Origin of the sequence: Pseudomonas weihenstephanensis, assembly GCF_016812185.1 — a bacterium.
GTDB classification, from domain to species: Bacteria; Pseudomonadota; Gammaproteobacteria; order Pseudomonadales; family Pseudomonadaceae; genus Aquipseudomonas; species Aquipseudomonas weihenstephanensis.
The window spans coordinates 30,324-46,697 of sequence record NZ_JAAEBV010000010.1 but is presented as its reverse complement, the minus strand read 5'-3'; the positions used below and the strand labels follow the sequence as shown (position 1 = coordinate 46,697).

Annotated in this window: 19 protein-coding genes; 10 read left to right on the top strand and 9 right to left on the bottom strand. The window is 58.0% G+C overall.

Going from position 1 to position 16,374, the window contains the following annotated elements; translation table 11 throughout:
- Positions 1-2: 2 nt before the first annotated feature.
- The 4 genes from GYN01_RS21810 to GYN01_RS21795 all read right to left on the bottom strand — a co-directional run bounded on the left by GYN01_RS21810 (position 3) and on the right by GYN01_RS21795 (position 4,536).
- A complete protein-coding gene (locus tag GYN01_RS21810; RefSeq protein WP_048402537.1) occupies positions 3-869 on the bottom strand; it encodes a DMT family transporter in 867 nt (288 codons plus the stop codon).
- Between the two features lie 323 nt (positions 870-1,192).
- Complete coding sequence (locus tag GYN01_RS21805) at positions 1,193-2,131, bottom strand: aspartyl/asparaginyl beta-hydroxylase domain-containing protein (RefSeq protein ID WP_203307780.1); 939 nt, start codon at positions 2,129-2,131, stop codon at positions 1,193-1,195.
- 278 nt (positions 2,132-2,409) lie between these two features.
- Positions 2,410-3,384, bottom strand: a complete 975-nt coding sequence (gene cysK / locus GYN01_RS21800; protein WP_203307779.1) for a cysteine synthase A — start codon at positions 3,382-3,384, stop codon at positions 2,410-2,412.
- A 228-nt stretch (positions 3,385-3,612) separates the two neighbouring features.
- Positions 3,613-4,536, bottom strand: a complete 924-nt coding sequence (locus GYN01_RS21795; protein ID WP_203307778.1) for a DUF4238 domain-containing protein — start codon at positions 4,534-4,536, stop codon at positions 3,613-3,615.
- 356 nt (positions 4,537-4,892) lie between these two features.
- Here GYN01_RS21795 and GYN01_RS21790 point away from each other — a divergent pair, with 356 nt between their 5' ends.
- From GYN01_RS21790 to GYN01_RS21755, 8 genes are all read left to right on the top strand, one after another.
- Positions 4,893-5,453, top strand: a complete 561-nt coding sequence (locus tag GYN01_RS21790; RefSeq protein WP_203307777.1) for a recombinase family protein — start codon at positions 4,893-4,895, stop codon at positions 5,451-5,453.
- Between the two features lie 377 nt (positions 5,454-5,830).
- Positions 5,831-6,226, top strand: a complete 396-nt coding sequence (locus GYN01_RS21785) for a hypothetical protein (protein WP_203307776.1) — start codon at positions 5,831-5,833, stop codon at positions 6,224-6,226.
- 194 nt (positions 6,227-6,420) lie between these two features.
- On the top strand, positions 6,421-7,071 hold the full coding sequence (locus GYN01_RS21780; RefSeq protein WP_203307775.1) for a hypothetical protein: 651 nt from the start codon (positions 6,421-6,423) through the stop codon (positions 7,069-7,071).
- Between the two features lie 14 nt (positions 7,072-7,085).
- Positions 7,086-7,385, top strand: a complete 300-nt coding sequence (locus tag GYN01_RS21775) for a hypothetical protein (protein WP_203307774.1) — start codon at positions 7,086-7,088, stop codon at positions 7,383-7,385.
- A 179-nt stretch (positions 7,386-7,564) separates the two neighbouring features.
- Positions 7,565-7,804 carry a hypothetical protein gene (locus GYN01_RS21770; RefSeq protein WP_203307773.1) on the top strand — a complete coding sequence of 80 codons (240 nt, stop codon included), beginning with the start codon at positions 7,565-7,567 and terminating at the stop codon, positions 7,802-7,804.
- On the top strand, positions 7,801-8,139 hold the full coding sequence (locus tag GYN01_RS21765) for a hypothetical protein (RefSeq protein ID WP_203307772.1): 339 nt from the start codon (positions 7,801-7,803) through the stop codon (positions 8,137-8,139). The genes GYN01_RS21770 and GYN01_RS21765 overlap by 4 nt, the downstream gene beginning before the upstream one ends.
- A complete protein-coding gene (locus GYN01_RS21760; protein ID WP_203307771.1) occupies positions 8,136-8,360 on the top strand; it encodes a hypothetical protein in 225 nt (74 codons plus the stop codon). Before GYN01_RS21765 ends, GYN01_RS21760 begins: the two co-directional genes overlap by 4 nt.
- Before the next feature lie 44 nt (positions 8,361-8,404).
- The gene (locus GYN01_RS21755; RefSeq protein WP_203307770.1) at positions 8,405-9,379 is read left to right on the top strand and encodes a hypothetical protein; all 975 of its coding nucleotides are present in this window, start codon (positions 8,405-8,407) and stop codon (positions 9,377-9,379) included.
- A 16-nt stretch (positions 9,380-9,395) separates the two neighbouring features.
- Here GYN01_RS21755 and GYN01_RS21750 read toward each other — a convergent pair whose 3' ends face one another.
- Positions 9,396-10,856 carry a DUF6538 domain-containing protein gene (locus GYN01_RS21750; RefSeq protein WP_203307769.1) on the bottom strand — a complete coding sequence of 487 codons (1,461 nt, stop codon included), beginning with the start codon at positions 10,854-10,856 and terminating at the stop codon, positions 9,396-9,398.
- A 278-nt stretch (positions 10,857-11,134) separates the two neighbouring features.
- On the opposite strand from GYN01_RS21750, the gene GYN01_RS21745 reads away from it, so the two are divergent.
- Both GYN01_RS21745 and GYN01_RS21740 read left to right on the top strand, forming a co-directional pair.
- Complete coding sequence (locus GYN01_RS21745) at positions 11,135-11,980, top strand: AAA family ATPase (RefSeq protein ID WP_047276083.1); 846 nt, start codon at positions 11,135-11,137, stop codon at positions 11,978-11,980.
- Positions 11,981-12,001: 21 nt separating this feature from the next.
- Positions 12,002-13,180: a vWA domain-containing protein gene (locus tag GYN01_RS21740; protein WP_048402534.1), complete on the top strand. Its 1,179-nt coding sequence runs from the start codon at positions 12,002-12,004 to the stop codon at positions 13,178-13,180.
- Between the two features lie 101 nt (positions 13,181-13,281).
- On the opposite strand, the gene GYN01_RS21735 is transcribed toward GYN01_RS21740, so the two are convergent.
- From GYN01_RS21735 to GYN01_RS21720, 4 genes are all read right to left on the bottom strand, one after another.
- Positions 13,282-14,211, bottom strand: a complete 930-nt coding sequence (locus GYN01_RS21735; protein WP_048402533.1) for a 5-oxoprolinase subunit C family protein — start codon at positions 14,209-14,211, stop codon at positions 13,282-13,284.
- Entirely contained in the window at positions 14,208-14,912 is a 705-nt protein-coding gene (pxpB, locus tag GYN01_RS21730; protein ID WP_203307768.1) for a 5-oxoprolinase subunit PxpB, read from the bottom strand. The genes GYN01_RS21735 and pxpB overlap by 4 nt, the downstream gene beginning before the upstream one ends.
- Positions 14,909-15,658 carry a 5-oxoprolinase subunit PxpA gene (locus tag GYN01_RS21725; protein ID WP_203307767.1) on the bottom strand — a complete coding sequence of 250 codons (750 nt, stop codon included), beginning with the start codon at positions 15,656-15,658 and terminating at the stop codon, positions 14,909-14,911. Before GYN01_RS21725 ends, pxpB begins: the two co-directional genes overlap by 4 nt.
- 178 nt (positions 15,659-15,836) lie before the next feature.
- Positions 15,837-16,370, bottom strand: a complete 534-nt coding sequence (locus GYN01_RS21720; RefSeq protein ID WP_203307766.1) for a DUF2937 family protein — start codon at positions 16,368-16,370, stop codon at positions 15,837-15,839.
- Between the last annotated feature and the right edge of the window lie 4 nt (positions 16,371-16,374).

The following is a 16,374-nucleotide window of genomic DNA, read 5'->3' as shown; positions in this document are numbered from 1 at the left end:
ACTTATGGGCGGGATTTACGGAACACGAACATCAAACCGATGATGATCATGGCCATGCCCAGCAGGCTCAACGCTGCCAGCTTATTGCCGAAAATCATGTAATCCATGACTGCTGTCACCGCAGGCACCAGGTAAAACAGGCTGGTGACATTGACCAGATTGCCCCGGGCAATCATCCGGTACAGCAGCAAGGTCGCCAGCACGGAGACCACCAACCCCATCCATAACACCGGTACGACAAAGCCTGCGCTGTGTTCAAAATGAAACGGTTGAAACGGCACAAACACGGCGCACACCAGCAACCCGGCGGCATATTGCAAGGGCAAAGTGCCCAGCGGGTTGTCAGTGATGCGTTTTTGCATCAGCGTGCCCACGGTCATGCTCAGCAATGCCAGCACGGCAAAGAGCATGCCTTGCCACGACATACCCGCCAGCCCCAGCCCCTGATACACCACCAGCACCAACCCCGCCAAGCCCATAAACAGCCCCAGCAGACGGCTCCAGGAGTGACGCCGCTCCACGATCACGGCAGTCAGTATCGGTTGCACGCCCATCACCGTGGCCATCACCCCCGGGGTGACATTAAGGTCCAGCGCCAACAGGTAAAAAATCTGATAGGCGCCGAGCAGCACCGCGCCTGTGGCCAAGGCATACCGCACGGCCTGCGCACTACGAGGCTGTTTGATTTTCAGTAAGGGGATCAGCAGCCCCAATGCCAGCAGCGCGATGGCAAAACGAATCAGCAGAAAGGCAAACGGCGACGCGTGGGCCAAGCCCCATTTAGAGAAGATCGCGCCGCTGCTCCACAGCAACACAAACAGGCTCGTGGAGGCCGCTGCAAAGGCAGATTCTTTAGAGATCGAAAACATGAGTCACACCTGTCATCAGGCAAAAAAGCCAACTCAGCCAAAGCTGAAGTTCATGGGTTTTTCAGACGGGTACGGCCAGCTGAACGCTCGGTTCAGCCCGCCACCACACCCGGTGGCGATACGACGACGTACACCACAGTGCGGCTGACAGGAGGAGGATAGTGACTGATCTGCTCAGGCTGTTTGCTCGCGCACGGCACTGCCCCAGCAGACACTGCTGAGTCGACAACGCGGTGGGAAAGGAAAACCGGCATGGGCTGATCTTTTTCAAGAAGGATATCGAGCGCCGACTATAACCAGCGCCCGATACAAATTGCAACGACTTAGCCGAACAACCAACGCCACAACAACAGCAGCACAATCACCGCCAGTACCGGGCGCATGATGCGGTACAGCTTGGGATTGCGGCGCTTCCACTGCTTGACCACGCCACTGAAGCGGTCGCTGAAGGTTTTGCTCCACGCATAGGCTTTGTTGATACCGCCCACGCGTTCGTCGTCCAGGTTTTGCGGCGCAGTGGCTTTACCCAATTGCGCGCTGACCCAGCGGTTGATCGAGGTCATGAGGCGGCTGGTCAGCGGGCGCTCAACGTCACAGAACAGGATCACGCGGGTGACGTCGGTTTCGTTCTTCACCCAATGCACATAGGTTTCGTCAAACATCACGTCTTCACCATCGCGCCAGGCGTACTCTTCACCGTCGACAAAAATGCGGCAGGCATCGGAGTTCGGTGTCGACAGGCCCAAGTGGTAACGCAAGGAACCGGCAAACGGGTCGCGGTGCGGGTTGAGGTGGCTGCCACCCGGCAACAGGGCGAACATCGCGCCTTTGACGTTGGGGATGCTGTTGACCAGTTCTACCGTTTTAGGGCACAGCAATTCGGCCGATGGCAGCGGTTTGTCGTACCACTTGAGGTAAAAACGCTTCCAGCCTTTTTTGAAGAAGGAACCGAAACCGGCATCGTTGTTCTTCTCGGCGGCGCGAATATAACCCTCGTCGAACAAGTGCATGGCTTCTTCACGGATGGCTTGCCAGTTGTCTTTGAGCACATCCAGCTCAGGGAACTTGCTGCGGTCCAGGTAAGGCTTGGACGGCACGCCCGAAAACAGGTACATCAGCGCGTTGTACGGCGCAAAGAATGCGGAGTGGTTGACGAACTGACGCAGCACCGGCAAGCGCGCTTTGCCGCGCAAATGCACGTAAAGGATGCTGGCGACAAACAGCAGTATCAGCCCTGCCTTGATGGCGAAGGATAAGGTCATGCAACAACTCCTCGAAAAAACCGTGCGGCACCGATGGTCCGATGTGGCAGCCGCGCATGATAAACACTACCGGCGCCGGACAAAACCCGCGTGATCCAACATTCAGCATTAAGGATTACGTAACAACGTATTAATTAGCATAAGCCGGGGTGTAAACGCTTGATATGGGTCAGGCAACCTCCCTGGTCGCTGCGAAGGGCTGCCAAGCAAACCGTGCATGGGATGGCTTCACAGGTCCCTTCGCAGCCTTCGACAGCGATGACGAGATAACGCCAGGTTTACTGCTCCAGTTCCTGCTCGCTGAACACGTCGCTGAACAGAAAGCTCGACAGGTAGCGCTCGCCCGAGTCCGGCAATATCACGACGATGGTTTTGCCTTGCATCTCCGGGGTTTCGGCCAGACGCACCGCCGCCGCCATCGCTGCGCCGCACGAGATCCCGCACAGAATGCCTTCTTCGTGCATCAAGCGCAGGGCCATTGCTTTGGATTCGTCATCGCTGACCAGCTCGACTTTATCGACGATGGACAAGTCGAGGTTTTTGGGCACAAAACCGGCGCCAATGCCCTGAATCTTGTGCGGTGAGGGCTTGATCTCTTCACCCGCCAAGGCTTGCGTGATCACCGGCGAGGTCATGGGTTCGACCGCCACCGACAGCAGTGGCTGGCCCAATGTGTGCTTGATATAGCGCGAAATGCCAGTAATGGTGCCGCCCGTGCCCACACCTGAGACCAGCACATCGACGCGGCCATCGGTGTCATTCCAGATTTCCGGACCGGTGGTTTTCTCGTGGATGGCGGGGTTGGCCGGGTTTTCAAACTGTTGCGGCATAAAGTAGCGCTCAGGATCGCTGGCCTGAATGTCGGCCGCTTTGTCGATGGCGCCTTTCATGCCCTTGGCAGGTTCGGTGAGCACCAGCTCCGCGCCGAGTGCCTTGAGCACTTTGCGCCGTTCCAGGCTCATGGACGAGGGCATGGTCAGCGTCAGCTTATAGCCGCGTGCAGCCGCGACAAAGGCCAGGCCAATGCCGGTATTGCCCGACGTTGGCTCGATGATGGTCATGCCCGGTTTGAGCACACCACGGCTTTCGGCGTCCCAGATCATGTTGGCGCCGATCCGGCATTTGACCGAATACCCTGGGTTACGCCCCTCGATCTTGGCCAGAATGGTCACGCCGCGCGGTGCAATGCTGTTGATCTGCACCAGAGGCGTGTTACCGATGGACTGCGCGTTATCTGCAAAAATGCGGCTCATGACGGGTCCTTTATGCACGTTTTGGGAAAGGCTCCAAGGGTAGGCTCCGTGTTCGTATGCGTCCAGTCATGGCGTGACGCCCCATTCAGAGACTGGACAAGGGATATCGCTGAAAGCCTCGTAAACCGGGGCTCTCAGCGGTGAACCGCTCCAATGACACATACGTGTGGCCGGATCGTGTGCCCCATTCGCATGGGCTAAACCAGCAGCCAACTGCGCACTATCCAATTAAATTGGTACGGGTTGGGGCTGCCAAGCGTTCGCAGTCTTTGCCGCCATAAGTGCAACATCTGAGCACCCGAAGGTTTGGGAATGGCTCGCTGCAAGTATTTTTGCGTTGAGCCCGCAGACTTGCTCTACCGTTAAACCGTCAGAGGTTAAAGGAATATCTCCATCGACCTCATTTATCAACAACGCAAGATTGGGGGATATGGGATAATAGAATGCCAACTCCGTTGGTGGCTCATCGGAAACTGACAGCAAGTTCACTACAGGTTGATCCCCTGTAATGAAAGGCATACCGGTATGATTTTTTAGCAACACTAGCTTGCGGCGCCTACGCTCTACATAAACAGGGCCACCAATATTAATAGCGTACATATGGGCCATAATAGGCCATATCCTAGAAAAATCTAAGCCTATGCCCTTATAGCTCTTTTCAACTATCTTCGTTTGTATCGCCTTCGTCCGCATGTGTTGCGAGCAAAGATAATGTATAAAAATTATGCACTCCTTATCATCAAGATAAAAACCAACATCTCCCTTCAAGGCGCGAGCAAGCAAAGGAATAAATGAACGCTCAATATTTGCATAGTGATCCTCAAGAACATTAGTACGATATACATCAATTAACGCATCAGCCTCCGCGTTCAATCCTTCTAACGCTTCGGGTATCATAAATTTTTGGATAAAGCCTCGATGTGTTCTTTTAGCGGGATCGCTTCTTGTGTCCTCAATGAGCTTTTCAAGCAAAAGCACATCTAGCTTATTAAGCTTTTTTATTGCATAAAAATCACGATCAACGGCAATATTCAGCGTAGACCCTCTAAAGATTTTATCGCCCGTCATACAAGCTATTTTATCGTCGACAAGCCAAGACTTTAAGTAACCCTGCCATACGTGATGCTGTCTACGTTTCTTCTTCTCACCCATAACTCACCTATTAATCTAATTCGCCGATAAGAAAAGACTAGCGGCCTAAATTTGGCTTATTCATTTGGAAGGGTCTCTCTGATCCCATCACGTCATCTTCCCCCGTAGGCCCTCCCCACGCCAGCCAGCAGCACCAATCGCCAGGGGGATTGTCTTCCTACAGAGGCGCGCACAACGCGCATCCCGCGTAGAGAATGATCGAAGCTGGCAGCATTAGCGGCGGCAGATAGATCATTGAGTACACCTTGTGATCCAGTCGAGGGCATGGTGCAGATAGATGGCTCATAGGTGTTGACAACCCATTGAGCCATTGACATGATGTGAGCCATACATTCTGATCCACCCGGAGAAGCAACATGGCGACCATCGGTTACATCCGCGTCAGTACCACAGACCAAAGCGTTGAGGCACAGCGTCACAGCCTTGGCAGTACGCACAACATTGAGCATTGGTTTGAGGATGCAGGCGTTAGCGGTGCTGTGAAGGCACTGGAGCGCCCTGGCTTCAAAGCAATGGCTGACTTCCTGCGCAGTGGGGATACGCTGGTGGTGGCTGCCGTGGACCGCCTAGGCCGCGATACCGTAGACGTGTTGACCACGGTTGAGTACCTGTCTGCCAAGGGCGTAGCTATCATCAGTAAGCGCGAAGGCTTCGACCTGTCCACGGCTATCGGTAAGGCTATGCTGACCATGCTGGCGGCTGTAGCGGAGCTGGAGCGGTCCAACATCAAGGCGCGCCAGATGGTAGGCATTGAACGCGCTAAGGCAGAAGGCAAAGCCCTGGGTCGTGAGAAGACTATCGTGGACGGTGATGTGGTGGCATGGCGCAAGGCTAACAACGCGAGCATCAAGGCTACTGCCGAGCAGTTCGGCATCAGCACTGCGTCGGTGAAACGCGCTTGTAAAGTGGCAGCCTAAGCCTACGCATGGGAGGTGCAATGCCTCCCGAGCAGTGGCAAATGGCGTTTGGGCATTACTTTTTAAATGTCACATACTCCGGTAAGAACGCACGGGAATTCAATTGGTCCCGCTGGACACCTGAGATTCATCAGGGCAACCCGTCATTGATCCAACCCCTCGGCATTGAAGGCTAGCGCAGACTCAAGCGCACCCGGCCGCAAATCCCCACTCCTGATACACGCTCCAGCAACCACGCTGTGAGCCCGTGAGGCGCTGCCTGAGCTGCCTTAATCCTCTCGACAAGCAACCCAATGATCCGTAGAACCCGCAGCCCACAAGGCTATGCGGGGTTTCTGTGCATCTTGAGATTAGCTATCTCATCCTGGAGATTTACCATGACCAGACCGACCTTCGGGACTGATCCAACCTGGCATCGCCAGGAGAAATACAAGCGCTATCACGGCGACAACGGTGCCAAGCCACGGGCCAAGATGGCTGTCGTGCAGGCGTTAAGGACACTTAACAGCACGCACGGATTCGTCCCGGTCGGCATGATCCTCAAGCAAAACTCTGCGCTTACACGCCCCTCGGTTCACCGTGTGCTTCTGGAGCTGGAGCGCGAAGCCTGCCTCGTCACCCGAGGTCAACCATTCCAGCAACACATTCGACAGTACTGCCTCGGGACGATTGCCCATCACCAGCGGCTTGTGGTTCTGCCAGCCGATGACCTGCGATCAGCCACTGAGGCAGAGCGTCGACTTCATTACCTGCACCTGGAACTCCAGGGCTGAGTCGTTGTACTCGCGAGCGAAGCACAGGCCACCCGTGCGGATGGATATTGCGTCGTTCCTCCTTATATATAGTGGGCCAGTTTCGGACCAATGATTCCGGGCACTTGGCAGACTTTTTATCAATAAATTTGCAAGGGATTTGCACACTCATGACCACCAAGTTGACACGCCTCCGGGCCATGCCCGGACAGAGCATGTTGACCCCTGAACCCCTGAACCTACTGGAAGACCTGACACCTGCGAAACTCGCCAAGACGTACAACCTGAGTCGCAAGCTGGCCGACTTCAATCGCCACTTGCACCGCAACGCGGATGCGCTCATAACCAAACAATCAGGGAAGATCAAACCGATGGTAGTTAAACAATCCATATCCCGTGGTGCCGGTGCCCGTGGTCCTGCCGCACTGGAAGTTGCCAACACCCTGTTCGGGTATATCAACCGCAACGACATGGGGATGTACTGGACCGACGACATTATGTGTGGCGTAGCTGGCGCAGATAACCTGGGCAGCACTCGCCCCCTATCCATAACCACCATGTTCGACCTGTTGGAAGACCTGGAAGTATTCAGTGTGCGCAGCATCATGGATGCCAGTGGCCTAGATACCTCATCCGCAAAGCGTTACTTCCAAGCACTGCGTATTGCATTGCCTCACTTGGAACAATCCCGAGTGCTTGAGCGTGCCCGCGCTGCTGCCCGTTGCGGGATGAACCTCATTGCAGTGGAGCAGCACACGAGTAGCTCGACCGAGCTGGCACAGCTCCGTGCCGACATGGGCGACGACGCCTTTGTCAGTGTTGACCACCTGCCACCAGCAGCGAGCCGATTGGCTGTCGCCGCCTAACCAACGAGAACACCATGAATCTGACATTGAATGAGCTGCTGACTGCGTGCGAGCTGCCCCAGGCCGAGGGCCACGCCGTGGATGATCTTGAGCCTGGGCGCCGCCTGGATGCTGAGCCTGGAGTCCTTTACCGGGCTGCCGTCGCCCTTGCTAATGGAGGTGATGGTGGGGCGGCAGGCCAGCGGCTCGCCCTACGCGATGACCGGCGTTACCGAGACGCCACCACCCTAGGCCAGCGGCGTGGGTTGAACGTGGCTGAGAGAGCCTCACAAGACCTCACAGGGCGCAAGGCCCGTGGCCGTTTGCGGGACTGATTAACGCTGCACTCCCGGCCTAAATTAGCGCCACTTATCCGAATGAACTTTGACCTTCCTGCACTCGCGGGAGAGCCAACCCTGCACGGAATCATCCAGTGAAGCACTACACACGTAACGAAAAACATGTCGGCTTATTCAAGCAACGAGGCCGACCGCCTCTCCATAGAATCCGCTGCATGCAGGTTATCCAGTCGATGTTAGCGGCTGGGGAGCCCGTCACTGTCGGCAGTGTGCATAAGCGCATCAGCGTCGGTGCGCCAGCTCAGACCTACACGGTAATGAATTATTTCCTGACCGCTGGCCTTACAGCCGCCCCGTTGGTTGGCGCTCCGCATATCAACCGCTTCGAAGTGGCATGCCCTGCTACCTGGGCGTCGACGATCCGCGAACTTACCGAGATTGAGAAACTGTTATGACCGAACCAACCGTGGCACCAACCACGCGCCGCCGCAAACGGAAGCCCCTGGATGTCCACGCCGAGGGGCTGGCGCTGCTGGCTGAAACCCTGGCCGCTTCCCGCAAAAAGTTGGAGTGGTGCGCTGAGAACGACGTGCCTGTCGATGCCGCCCAGGTAAGCGCCAACGTCTCGTTGCTGAAACTGCTGGAGACGATGCGCCACGTCGATGACGACGACAAGGACAAAGAGACCGCCGAGCTGGTCGCTGGATTTCATGCCAAGACTGCCGAACGTGCCGCCCGCCCCAAGGCTGCCCCGACCAAAGAAGACCTGTTGGCGGAGTACGGCTTGTGATCGACGACCGCAGCACCTCACAGCTCAACGTCGACCGCATCTATGCCGACATGCAGGCAAAGGCCGCGAAGGCCACGGACGATGCCCGACTGGGCCGACTGGCCGCGCTAGCCACCAGCGCCTCAATGCAGTCCCTGGACAGCACACCGGCTTCCGGCTTCCTCAACTTCCGCACTGACACGGACGTGGTCCCCACTTCCAGCGGCATCAAAGTCCCTTAGCCAACCGGCCCCAAACAATCCCTTCTTATATAGAGAGAAATTCCATGACTCGTAAATTCGCTGTTGCCCGCAAATCCGCTAACGCCATCGCATTGTTCGATGCGCTCAAGGCTGCCGTCCCCTTTAATCTGGTCGAAGTACCAGCCACCAAGTACCCGACTGCCCCGGCCAACCTGCAAGAGCTGCGCAAAGGCATCACCACGATGACCGAGCTGTTCACATCTGATGAACGTGCTGACTCCAAGAAGACCAGCCGCGATGATGTCGAGCATGAGTTCATGTCTGTGCTGACCACCATGAGCAACCGTGGCTTCGCCTTCAGTGACCTCCCCCAGCTGTTCGACTTTGAGCAAGATCGTAACCAGCACCTCGACACCGTGACTCGATACACCCGAGCGGCCAACGCGAACACCGATGCTCTGTCGACCAAAGTGGCCGAATGGTTCTCTGACATCACCGCCGTCCTGTCGGTATCGAAGGTCGTAGGCGCTGACGTAATGGCTGATGCCGCTGCCGCGCCTAACAAGACCATGGCGGCGCTGGGTATCGACCTGCACGTTCGCGAGAAACTGAACGCATCCGCTCAAGCTGGTGTGCCCGTTATGGCTGCTGGCCGTGGTCTGATGATCCTCAAAGCTGCCAAGATCGACGCCTTGTCCCTGGACCTGGGCGACGTTGAGCTGGCTGCTGCAATGGCTTTGTACAGCTACTTCCCGGACGCTATCGAAGGCGCATCCATGCAGGACGCGGGGCTGCGCTTTGGCTCCATTGTCCTGCGTGCTGATACTGACGGCGTCGTGGTGTACCGCGAGGCTGTTCAATCGAATGCCTCGGGCCTGCTACCGCACACTGCCCTGGTGGCTGCTGATAGCAAAGCGCTGGCCGCGCTGCAATCGAAGATCGACGTTCGCCTGGGTGGCGTAGACCATGCCTTCACGGGCACTGTGGAGAACGGCGGCATGACTGTTGAGGAACGTCGCCTGCGCGACTTCGGCAAATCTGCTGTGACCACGTACTAAACCCTACCCCGCTTGCCTAATCGGCTTGTGGGGTATTTTGCTTGTCGAGCCTTTCGCGGACTCCGGCCAGCAGTTCCCGCTGTCGTGTGAGTGGAGCCGTTCCACCATAAACGCCAGTGTGTTTGTTCCCGGCCTGGGTGTGTCCAAGGATACCGCCCACCTCTGCCTCACTCGCCCCTGCTGCCCTGAGCAAATCCGCCGCCGTGTGCCGTGCGCTGTAAAGACTGAGCTGTCCCTTGAGGTTTGGTATCTTGAGCAAGGCCGCACTAACCGCACGACTCAACCGCGTAACGCGCTGTCTTCCTCTCTCCGCTGTGCTGCCATCACCAAAGCCTGATAGCACCAGATTGAATAGAGGAACGTCCTCCGCAGCCACAGGCAAATCCCTACGACTGGCTGCGTTCTTGGCACCAGATAGGCCAGCCTGGAATACCTGTTCCCTGTTGCCCACGATGTCCTCCCGCATGGTCAATGCCGCTGGGCCTTCGCTCAACAACTCCAGGGGCCGCACACCGTACCGGACAAGCAGACGCATTGCTGCCGCGTCTACGGCATCACCACGGGCGTCCAGGGCGGATTGCACCTGGGCCACCACGGCCAACGGCATAGGGTCGCGGGCGTTCTTCTGGAGCGCACCACCTGCACGGATGGCCCTGGCTACTGCGCCCTGCTTTGGTAGGCTGATCCTGTCCCATCCTGGCACCTCCCGCAATATCGTTATCAGCCCTGCCGCCTGGGTGTGGACTGATGACGCCTTGCCACCGCCAGCCAGCTTGCCCTCGGCATAGGCCATGATCCGTTGCACCTGCTGCGCCGGGGTGCTGGGCCAGCTTAGAACGTCATTGCAGAGCTTGCGCATGATCCCCACACGGCCTGCGCTGACACGCTCGCAATACCCGTCCAGGGCTACGGCGAACTGCTGGGCGGTACGTCTATCGCCCTGCTGGCTGACCGACTCCACAGGCGCTTCCACCGGGCCAGGAATGCCAGCGCCAAGGGTTGGCGGTTCACCGCGCTCCAGGGCTTCCAGCGCCCGCACAGCAGCCATGGATTCGAGTGGGTGAACGGCTTCCATCCCTGGCGGCGGCATCCCCTGCGCCGCCATCGTGTACGCTCGCTTCTGCCAATCCAGTTCGGTCTGCCAGTTCCTCGTTACCAGCTTCGCCCCTGGCGCCATGTCTGTAACCGCACGGAGTGTTACCCGCTCGACCACGGCCTGTAGGCTTGCCAGGACGGCGCGGGGATCAACCGGGACCGACGCCCTGCGCTCGACTGGATCGTTCGCCACAGGCGCCAGGGCTTCGCTACAGATGCGGTCAAACTCTACTGACACCTGCCGGGCAAGGCGCAGGGCTTCTGCGCGGTCCGCGGTGCCTAGGGCTTTGCGGTATTCAGAGCGGCCCAGCAGTTCGGCAACTGGTAGCGGGAAGCGGCGGCGGTAGTGATAACGCCCCTCACGGCGGGACAAATAGGACATTCAGAATTCTCCGGGGCACGTGGTACGGTCATGTGGTGGTGTCGCGGGGCACATACAAGCGCTGAATACACCGCCATGTGTCACACGACCGAACCGCTGCAAGCCTTATTCTACCTGGCCTGCCGACGACTCGACAGTTTGAAAGTGTACCAACGAGTCAGAGACTGAATGGGGCGTCTGCGTTCACGCAGCGCGGGTGTCGCGCTATAGTCGGCCCTACTTTTTTAGTCGCCCGCCCTGCCCTGCTCAGGTCGGGGTTCTGGTTTGAGGAATGACACATGAAGTTTGAAGGTACCCGCGCCTACGTGGCCACTGACGACCTGAAACTGGCGGTCAACGCGGCAATCACCCTGGAGCGCCCGCTGCTAGTCAAGGGCGAACCCGGCACTGGCAAAACCATGTTGGCCGAGCAACTGGCCGAATCTTTTGGCTGCAAGCTGATCACCTGGCACATCAAGTCCACCACCAAGGCCCATCAGGGTTTGTACGAGTACGACGCGGTCAGCCGCCTGCGCGACTCGCAGCTGGGTGTCGACAAGGTGCACGATGTGCGCAATTACCTGAAGAAGGGCAAGTTGTGGGAGGCTTTCGAAGCCGAAGAACGGGTCATTTTGCTGATCGACGAAATCGACAAAGCCGACATCGAGTTTCCCAACGACTTGCTGCAAGAACTCGACAAGATGGAGTTCTACGTTTACGAGACGGACGAAACGATCAAAGCCAAAGTGCGCCCGATCATCATCATTACGTCAAACAACGAAAAGGAGCTGCCGGACGCCTTCCTGCGTCGTTGCTTCTTCCATTACATCAGCTTCCCGGACCGTAACACCTTGCAAAAAATTGTCGACGTGCACTTTCCTGATATCAAGAAAGAGTTGGTCAGCGAAGCGCTGGACGTGTTCTTCGATGTGCGCAAGGTGCCGGGGCTGAAGAAGAAACCGTCGACCTCCGAGCTGGTTGACTGGCTCAAACTGCTGATGGCCGACAACATTGGCGAAGCCGTGCTGCGCGAGCGCGACCCGACCAAGGCCATCCCGCCATTGGCCGGTGCGCTGGTTAAAAATGAGCAAGACGTGCAATTGCTTGAGCGCCTGGCGTTCATGAGCCGTCGTGGCAATCGCTGATTTTTGCAGAAGGCGCCAAGCATGTTGCTGAATCTGTTCAATGAAATGCGCGCGGCCAAAGTGCCGGTGTCGGTGCGCGAGCTGCTGGACTTGATCAACGCGCTTAAACACCGTGTGACCTTCGCCGACATGGACGAGTTTTACTTTTTGGCGCGCACGATCCTGGTCAAGGACGAGCGTCATTACGACAAGTTCGACCGTGCGTTCGGGGCTTATTTCAACGGGCTGCAAAACCTCAACGAACACCTTGAGGCACTGATCCCGGACGAGTGGCTGCGCAAAGAGTTCGAACGCTCGCTCAGTGACGAAGAGCGCGCGCAGATCCAGTCACTGGGTGGCCTGGACAAACTGATCGAGGCGTTCAAACAGCGTCTGGAAGAGCAAAAGGAACGCCATGCCGGTGGCAATAAATGGATCGGCACCGGCGGCACCAGCCCGTTTGGTTCGGGCGGCTACCACCCCGAAGGCATCCGTGTGGGCGATGCCGGAGCGCGTCAGGGCAAAGCGGCCAAGGTCTGGGAGCAACGCGAGTACAAAAACCTCGACGACCAGGTCGAATTGGGTACACGCAATATCAAGGTTGCGCTACGGCGCTTGCGTAAGTTCGCACGCCAGGGCGCGGCCGAAGAGCTGGACATTGACGGCACCATCGACCACACCGCACGTGATGCTGGCCTGCTCAATATCCAGATGCGCCCTGAGCGGCGTAACACCATCAAGTTGCTGCTGTTGTTCGACATTGGCGGCTCGATGGATTCACACGTCAAGATTTGCGAGGAGTTGTTCTCGGCCTGCAAGACCGAGTTCAAACACCTGGAGTATTACTACTTCCATAACTTCATTTATGAATCGGTGTGGAAAAACAACCAGCGCCGTCAGGTTGAGCGTATTGCCACACAGGATGTACTGCACAAATACGGTGCCGATTACAAAGTGATTTTTATCGGCGACGCGGCCATGGGTCCGTACGAAATCACCCACGCAGGTGGCAGTGTCGAGCACTGGAACGAAGAACCGGGCTTCCTGTGGATGCAGCGTTTTATGGAGAAATACAAAAAACTCATCTGGATCAATCCGTATCCCAAAGATACGTGGAACTACACCGCGTCAACCCGCATCGTGCGCGACTTGATTGAAGACCGCATGTATCCGTTGACCCTGGACGGGCTGGAACAAGGCATGCGGTTTTTGGCCAAGTAATCGCGTTGATTCGCAGGCCCTCACCCCAACCCTCTCCCTGCGGGAGGGTGCAGTGCTCTTGAGACCGCATGCAGTCAGTCCCCTCTCCCTTTGGGAGAGGGTTAGGGTGAGGGGCTTTTAAGGCGCTGCATAAACTCCACCTGCTGACGCTGCGCGGCCTGCTGTGTGGTGGGCCGCAATTGCACTGCCTCCCCCGGCAAACACTGCGCCAGCCGCGCCAGCGCCAAGGGTGTCAACGCCCCCAGCCGCGGATACCCGCCAATGGTCTGTCGGTCATTGAGCAGCACTATCGGCTGACCATCGGGCGGCACTTGAACCGCCCCCAACGGGATACCTTCCGAAATCATCGGCGCCCCCTGATACTCCAGCGTCGGGCCTAACAGGCGAATGCCCATGCGATCAGCACGGCTGTCTACCGTCCACGGAAGGTTGAACGCATCGAAGGTGCTTTGCCCACTGAACGCACCGATTTGTGCGCCCAGGATCACATCCAGTACTGGCCGGGCGGCAAATTCGGGGATCAGCGCGCGGCTCAGCTCGCGCAACGCAGGCACGGCGCCGCTGTAACTCAACTCGCCTCCTTTGACCAAGGCATGGCCAAAACCGTCAGGCCCGCCCAGCGCTTCTCGCACCACGGTGGCGCAACTGCCCAGCACTTGCGGCGCAGTGAAGCCCCCCGGTGCAGCCAGATACGCCCGTGCACCCTTGAGGGGCTGAGCAAATTTCAACGTCTGCCCCTGATGCAGAGTGAAACTGCGCCAGGGTTGAAGTGCCTGACCCTCCACGGTCGCGCCAAGGTCAGCGCCCGCCAGTGCCAAGGTGCAATCGGCCTGCGCAATCAGGGTGAGCCCGCCCAGGGTGATCTCAATCACCGGGGCATCGAGGTCATTGCCCAGCAACCCGTTGGCCACTGCCATCGACCGCCAATCAGCCGCACCGCCCTGGGTCACACCCAAATGCCTGACACCAAAACGTCCTGCGTCCTGCAACTGGCACAACGCAGTGCTGGCTTGTATCAATAAACGGCTCATGCCAGTGCCTCCTGCGGGGTGTCATCGCCACCCAAGTTGATGAACTCGGCATGGCTGATGGGCGCAAACTGCACGCGATCACCGGGTTGCATCAGGCTGTAGCCTTCGCGCTCGCGGTCAAACAAGGCGCTGGGAGTACGCCCGATAAGGTTCCAGCCACCGGGAGATTGCGCCGGATAGGCGGCTGTCTGGCGCTCGGCAATGCCCACGCTGCCCGCCGCCACCCGTTTGCGCGGGGTCGACAGACGCGGTGCGGCTAACGCCTCGTCCACCAACCCCATAAACGCAAAGCCCGGCGCGAACCCCAGGGCGAATACCTGGTACTCGTGCTCGCTGTGGCAACGGATGACTTCGTTGTGCGACCAGCCAGTACGTTGGGCAAGCAATGCCAGCTCAGGCCCGACACTCAGGTCGTACCACACCGGCACCACATGGCACTGGCCTTGACGCCGGGTGTCCGGTTGCAGGTCGGTCAGTGCGTGGGCAATCAGCTCCCGGGCCTGCACCGGGCTGAGCGCCAGCCCATCGTAGTGCACCATCAAGGTGGTGTAGGACGGCACCACATCAATCAACTGCCCGGCAAACACGCTGCGTACGCGCTCAGTGGCGGCCAGCATCCACGGCATGTTGGCTTCGGCAATGTCATCGAACAGGCGCAGCATCAGGCAGTCGATGGCCACCACTTCAATACGCAGCTTCATGCCTGTAACTCGTTGAGGGCATTGCGTATGCGCTGCACGGCGGCCACCGAGCTGGCGTTGTCGCCATGCACACACAGGGTGTTGGCGTGCAGATACAGCGCGCTGCCATCACTGGCAATCAGCGACTGGCCTGCCGCAAGGGTCAGGGCCTGGCGCACGATGGTGTCTGCATCGTGGTGCACGGCCCCCGGCAATTGCCGTGAGACCAAACGCCCTGCGTTGTCGTACGCCCGATCAGCAAAGGCTTCAAACCATAACGTCACGCCATACTCATCGCCGATGGCTTGGGCCTCGCGGTTGTCGCGGGTGGCCATCAGCATCAACGGCAAGCGGGCATCGTAGGTCGCCACAGCGTGCACCACTGCGCGCAATTGCTCGGGGCAGGCCATCATGTCGTTGTACATCGCTCCGTGCGGTTTGACGTAACGGATACGCGTACCTTGGGCACGGCAAATGCCGTCGAGCGCGCCCAACTGGTAGTGCAACAGGTCTTGCAGCTCTGCCGCGGTATAGGCCATAGAACGCCGACCAAATCCTGCCAGGTCCTGATACGCCGGATGGGCACCGATTTGCACGTCATGCTTGAGCGCCAGCGCCACGGTTTTGCGCATGATGCCCGGATCGCCCGCATGAAAACCGCAGGCAATGTTGGCGCAATCAATGAAGGGCATCACTTCGGCGTCCAGGCCCATGGTCCAGCTGCCAAAGCTTTCACCCATATCGCAGTTCAATAACAGGCGGCTCATGCGGATGCTCCTGTGGTTTTTTTATAGTTCAGAGGTAGGACATTTTTCGACAGGCGTACACGTTCGTCCAACTAATAAAAGCCGGGCGCGGGGATAAGAAAAGTTGATCGCTGGCGGCGATGAGCATCATGGGCCCCTTTGGAAGGGGCCGCCGGGCAGGCCATCGCAGCCTAGAGGTTCAGTAGCTGCGCTCGCGACGGGCGATGCGTTCACGCTGGCGTTTACCGCCCAGCACGACCCAATCGATCAGCCGCAAGAAGCCTTCGATGATGAAGGAAAACAACAACGCGCCCGCCATAGCCCAGCCAATGGCCGGCGGCGAGAGCAAGACTTGGTAGGTGTAGGCGTCGAAGGTTTCCTGGCGGATGGCCGGGTCTGCGGCATACGCCACTTGCAGAGCGCGCATGTACCACGGGCCTTGCATGGCCTGAAACTGGTTATCCAGCAGGCGCTGACGGGTCAGCAGCGTGTTCAGGCTGGTGGCGTCGCTGCGAAATACCGGGTCATCACTGGCCTGGTAATGAGCCACCAGTGCTTGCAGGTCACCCTTGAAAAACTGATTGGCCGTGTTTTGAAAGCCTGCCAACCCGGTTTGGGCTTCGATCAGGTGAGCCTCTACACGATTGGCGTAATCATTGATAAACCCCGGCACTTGCACGCCGAGCAACAGGCCCAACGTAAATAGCACCAACCGCAGGTAGCTCAGGAACATACAC